The organism is Nonomuraea sp. NPDC001684, from assembly GCF_053596515.1.
The window spans coordinates 1-5,375 of the sequence record NZ_JBSFGJ010000557.1 but is presented as its reverse complement, the minus strand read 5'-3'; the positions used below and the strand labels follow the sequence as shown (position 1 = coordinate 5,375).

Below are 5,375 nucleotides of genomic sequence, written 5' to 3'. Positions count from 1 at the left end.
AGGTCTTCGAGCGGATCAGGGCCGACCTGGCCGACGAGCTGGGCGTCGATCCCGGCCCCGAGCTGCGCGCGGCCCACATGGCGGCGTTGCGCGACCCGGTTCCCGCGCCGAGGGGCAACCTGCCCGCCCGGCTGACCGGTTTCGTCGGCCGGGCCGCCGACGTCGCCCGGCTGCACGCCCTGCTGGGCGGCCGGGACGAGCGGCTGGTCACGCTGGTCGGCCCCGGCGGCGTGGGCAAGACCCGCCTGGCGCTGGAGGCGGCCCGCGGTCTCGACGTGCCCGACGGCGTGTGGCTGGTCGAGCTGGCCTCCGCCACGGGGGTGCGGGCCGCGGTCGAGAGCGTGCTGCGGACGACCGACGTGGTCCGGGCGCTGCGCGGCACGTCGCCGCTCATCGTGCTGGACAACTGCGAGCACGTCGTGGAGGAGGCCGCCACGGTCGCGCGGTGGCTGCTGTCGGAGGTCGCCGGACTTCGCGTCCTGGCCACCAGCAGGGAGCCGCTCGACATCCCCGGCGAGGTGCTGCATCCCGTCCTGCCGCTGCCCGAGGCCGCGGAGCTGTTCCTGGCGCGGGCCGCGGCGGCCAGGCCCGGCCTGGAGGTGAGCGCGGCCGACGCCGGGCGCGTCTGCCGGGAGCTCGACGGCATCCCGCTGGCGGTCGAGCTGGCCGCCGCCCGGCTGCGCACGATGCCGGTGTCCGTGCTGGTCCGGCAGCTCGGCGACCGGCTGGCCTTCCGCGGGGGGCGTACGTCAGAGCCGCGCCATCGCACGTTGCGCGACGTCATCGACTGGAGCTGGAACCTGCTGTCGGCGTCCGAGCGCGAGCTGCTGCGCGGGCTGACGGTCTTCTCCGGCGGCGCGACGTACGAGGCCGTCGCGGAGGTGTGCGGCGGCGACCCGGACGATCTCGCCTCGCTCGTGGACAAGTCGCTCGTCTCGGTCTCCGGCGAGCGCTACTCGATGCTGGCCACCATCAGGCAGTACGCCGCCGCCGACCTGCCCGCCCTCCGGCAGGCCCACGCCCGCTACTACACCCGGCTGGCCGAGACCGCCGATCCACTCCTGCGTACCGGCGAGCAGCTCGCCTGGCTGGAGGTGCTGGACGCCGAGCAGGACAACCTCGACGCCGCGCTGCGCCACTCCGACGACCCGCTCAGGCTGATCCTGCCCCGGTTCTGGCCCTGGATCATGCGCGGACGGCGGCGCGAGATGAGCGAGCGGGCGGCGGCCGTGCTGCGCCGGGTCGGTGACGTGCCGCCGCCGGGACGCGAGCTGGCGCACGGGCTGTGCCGGGTGCTCACGGGCGGCGAGCCGACCCCGGCGGTGCTCGACTCCGACCATCCCGCCGCGCTGAACTTCTGGGCCATGAGCGGCGCGCAACGCCCGCCCGCCGACGTCGTCGAGCTCACCGAGGACGTCGTCGAGCGCCTGCGCGACTCCCCCGACCTGTGGACGCGCTCGGCCGCGCTGCTGGTCGGCGGCATCGTCCGGTTCGAGTACGGCACGGTCGCCGGCGCGCAGGACCTGCTCGGCCCGGCGCTCGACGGCTTCCGCCGCACCGGCGACCGCTGGGGCCAGTGGGCCTGCCTCTACTGGTTGTCGCTGGTCGCCGAGAACCGGGGCGACTTCGCCGCCGCGCTCGCCCGTGCCGAGGAGCCGGGACGCCTGGCCGCGGAGCTGTCGGGGCTGGACGCGCCGTTCGGCCCGATGACGTTCCTGCTCCGGCTCGGGCAGCTCAAGGCGCGGGCGGGCGACCACGAGGGGGCCGCGACCACGCTGGCGGAGGCATGGCGGTCGGCGCTGCGGGCCGAGGACGCGGTGACCCAGGCCAGGGTCCTGCACGCCCGCGCCGAGCTGGCCCGGCGCACCGGCGACCGGTCGGAGGCGGCCCGGCTGCTCGACCGCGCGCTGACCCTGGACAACGGCGACGGGCCCGCGCAGTTCAGGGCGTTCATGCAGGTCGAGCTGGCCCGCGTGGCGGAGCCCGGGCCGCCGCTGCGCACGGCGCTGGAGCTGATGGAGACCTGCGGCGACCGGACGGCCCGCGCGACCGTGCTGGAAGGCGTCGCCGAGCACCTGCCGCCCCGGCCGGCGGCCGAGCTGCTGGGCGCGGCCCGCGCGCTGCGCGGCGTCACCGACTCCGCCGACCCCGCCGTGGTGGCCCTGGTCGGACGATGCCGCTCCGCCCTCGGCAGCGACGCCTTCCACGAGGCTCTGACCAGCGGAGCGGCGCTTCCGGACCCGGAACGGCACGCACTGTCCCTGCTCGGCTGAGCCCGTCGCGTACGCGGCATGCGCCGCCGGGCCATATGGTCGGGGAAGAGGCCACGGAAACCGACGACGAACCCCTTCTCCGCCGCTCCCCGGACGAGCATGGAACACCTTCCGGTTTCGCGGCGGATACGCCAGGGTTGTGGCAACTTTCCACCGCAATGTGAGGAGATCTGTGGCCAGTCCAAGTGTGGTCGACACCCGGGGCAGTGACTTCGCCCGACTAGCCCGCCGAATCTCTGACGCCGGTCTCCTCGACCGGCGTCCGGTCTATTACGCGGTGCGGCTGACCATCGTGGTCGCCGCGTACCTCGGCTGCTGGGCGTTGTTCGCCTGGGTGGGCGACTCGTGGTGGCAACTGCTCGTCGCGGTCGCGCTGGCCGTGGTCTTCGCGCAGATCGGCTTCGTCTCCCACGACCTGGGCCACCGCCAGGTGTTCAGGAAGCGGCGGCCGAGCGACGTGACCGGTCTCCTGCTGGGGAACCTCGGCATCGGCCTGGGCTGGGGATGGTGGACCAGCAAGCACAACCGCCACCACGCCAACCCCAACCACGAGGACCACGACCCGGACGTCTCCCCCGCGGTCATCGTCTGGTCGGACGACCAGGTGGCGCGGAGCGCGGGCCTGCCGCGGGCCGTCGCGAGGTACCAGGCGTTCCTGTTCTTCCCGCTGCTCACCCTTGAGGCCTGGCACCTGCACATCGCCAGCTTCAAGGCGCTGCTCGCGCCGGCGGCCAAGCGGCCGTGGGCGGAGCTGGCGCTGCTGACCACCCACTTCGTGCTCTACTTCGGCGCGGTCTTCGCCGTGCTGCCGTTCGGCAAGGCGCTGGTGTTCCTGGCCGTGCATCAGGGGCTGTTCGGCCTCTACCTGGGCTCCACGTTCGCGCCCAACCACAAGGGCATGCCCGTCCTGACCAAGGACGACAAGCTGGACTTCCTCCGCAAGCAGGTGCTGACCTCCCGCAACGTCAGGGGCGGCCTGTTCACCGACGTGGCGCTCGGCCAGCTCAACTACCAGATCGAGCACCACCTGTTCCCGAACATGCCCGCGCCCAACCTGCGCAAAGCGCAGCCCATCGTCGAGAGCTACTGCGCCGAGGTCGGCGTCAGCTACCTGCAGACCGGGCTCGTCGCCTCCTACGGCCAGGCCCTGCGCCACCTGCACGAGGTGGGCGCTCCGCTGCGCCGCTGAGCCTCAGCCCTCCTCCTCGACCCGCCTCTCCAGATCGGCACGGCGTCGTTCGAGGTCGGCGATCAGCTCGGACTGCTCGTCGGCCTGGGCGATCATGGCCGCGGTCTCGATCTGGTCGGTCGCGCCCATGGTGCCCACCTGGTCGCGCACGTCCTGGTTCTCCGCCTTCAGCCGGGCCAGGTCCTCTTCGACCTGCCGGAGCTCATCCTTGGTACTCATCTCGGTCAACTACCCCATCACTCGCACGACCATACAAAATGGAGCACATGCGTAGATTGTCGGCGAGCACTGCGGTGTCCCTCGTGGTGGTCGCCGTCGCGCTCGCCGGCACCCTGGTCGCCGGGCTCAGGAGCGAGCAGTCTCCCAGCGCGCTCGACGTGGTGCTGCCGATCGTGTCGTGCGGCGCGCTGCTGTTGCGGCGGCGCCTTCCCGTCACGTCGCTGATCGTGGTCGTCGTGGCGGTGTCCGCCTACTATCCGCTCGCCCGGTTCGACGGGCCGCTGGTCGTGCTGGTGTTCGTGGCCCTCTACACCGCCGCCGACCAGGGACGGCTGGCCGCCGCGATCGCCACCGGGGCCGCCGTGCTGCTGGCGATGGGGTTCGGCGAGTCCCACGGGTCCAGGCACGTGGACGACGGCACGTTCGGCGCGATCACCGGCTGGGTGGTGGCCGCCATCGCGTTCGGCGGGGTCACCAGGAACCGCCGGGCGTACCTGCTGGAGGCTCAGCGGCGCGCGCTGGACGCCGAGCACTCCAAGGAGGAGGAGGCCAGGCGGCGCGAGAGCGAGGAACGGCTGCGCATCGCCAGGGAGCTGCACGACGTGCTCGGGCACAACATCTCCATGATCAACGTGCAGGCGTCGGCCGCGCTGCACGGGCTGGCCAGGCGTCCCGAGAAGGCCGAGGCCGCGCTGCGGACCATCAAGGAGACCAGCAAGGAGACGCTGCGCGAGCTGCGCACCACGCTGGGGGTGCTGCGCCAGGTGGACGAGGACGCGCCGACCAGGCCCGCGGACAGCCTGGCGCGGCTGCCGGACCTGGTCGCGGCGTCGGGGCTGGAGGTGGCCGTCGAGCCGTCCGGGCCCCTGGACGCCGTGCCGACCGAGGTCGACCTGGCCGCCGCCCGCATCATCAGGGAGTCGCTGACCAACGTCGCCCGCCACTCCGGCACGACGAAGGCCACCCTCTCGGTCAGCAACTCCGCAGGGAACATCCTGATCCGGGTCGAGGACGACGGCCCGGGCGCCACGTACACCGAAGGCAGCGGCTTCGGCCTGCAGGGCATGCGCGAGCGCGCCGCCGCGCTCGGCGGCGACCTGGAGGCCGGCCCGCGCCCCGAGGGCGGCTTCCGCGTCGTCGCCCGCCTGCCACTGAACGGAGTCCGATGATCCGCGTACTGCTCGCCGACGACCAGACCCTGGTCCGCGCCGGATTCCGGTCGATACTCTCCGACGAGGACGACATCGAGGTCGTCGGCGAGGCCGGCACCGGCGCGGCGGCCGTGGCGGGCGCCCACGAGCACCGGCCCGACGTGGTGCTCATGGACATCCGCATGCCCGAGCTCGACGGTCTGGAGGCCACCCGGCGCATCGCCGGCGACCCGCGGCTCGACGGCGTCAAGGTCATCATCCTGACCACCTTCGACCTGGACGACTACGTCTACGGCGCGCTGCGCGCGGGCGCGGGCGGGTTCCTGGTCAAGGACACCGAGCCGGCCGAGCTGATCCACGCGGTCCGGGTCGTGGCCAGGGGCGACGCGCTGATCTCGCCGTCGGTGACGCGGCGGCTGATCGCGGAGTTCGCCGGCCGGGTCAAGCGGCCGGAGCCGGGCCCCGAGCTCAACGCGCTCACCGAGCGCGAGCGGGAGGTCATGGGCCTGGTGGCGGCCGGGCTGTCCAACGACGAGATCGCCG

The 5,375-nt window shown here is 73.3% G+C and carries 5 protein-coding genes; 4 read left to right on the top strand and 1 reads right to left on the bottom strand.

The window, feature by feature from the left end; genetic code table 11:
- Both ACWCSD_RS46970 and ACWCSD_RS46965 read left to right on the top strand, forming a co-directional pair.
- The coding region (locus ACWCSD_RS46970; RefSeq protein ID WP_449925373.1) for an ATP-binding protein at positions 1-2,273 on the top strand (2,273 nt) is incomplete at its 5' end.
- Positions 2,274-2,445: 172 nt separating this feature from the next.
- Positions 2,446-3,462, top strand: a complete 1,017-nt coding sequence (locus tag ACWCSD_RS46965) for a fatty acid desaturase family protein (RefSeq protein ID WP_449925370.1) — start codon at positions 2,446-2,448, stop codon at positions 3,460-3,462.
- A 3-nt stretch (positions 3,463-3,465) separates the two neighbouring features.
- On the opposite strand, the gene ACWCSD_RS46960 is transcribed toward ACWCSD_RS46965, so the two are convergent.
- Positions 3,466-3,681, bottom strand: coding sequence for a hypothetical protein (locus ACWCSD_RS46960; protein WP_358000040.1), 216 nt, complete (start codon positions 3,679-3,681; stop codon positions 3,466-3,468).
- Positions 3,682-3,728: 47 nt separating this feature from the next.
- Between ACWCSD_RS46960 and ACWCSD_RS46955 the strand changes: the two genes are divergently transcribed.
- Both ACWCSD_RS46955 and ACWCSD_RS46950 read left to right on the top strand, forming a co-directional pair.
- Positions 3,729-4,850, top strand: a complete 1,122-nt coding sequence (locus ACWCSD_RS46955) for a sensor histidine kinase (protein ID WP_449925366.1) — start codon at positions 3,729-3,731, stop codon at positions 4,848-4,850.
- The coding region (locus tag ACWCSD_RS46950) for a response regulator (RefSeq protein ID WP_449925363.1) at positions 4,847-5,375 on the top strand (529 nt) is incomplete at its 3' end. The genes ACWCSD_RS46955 and ACWCSD_RS46950, both read left to right, overlap by 4 nt.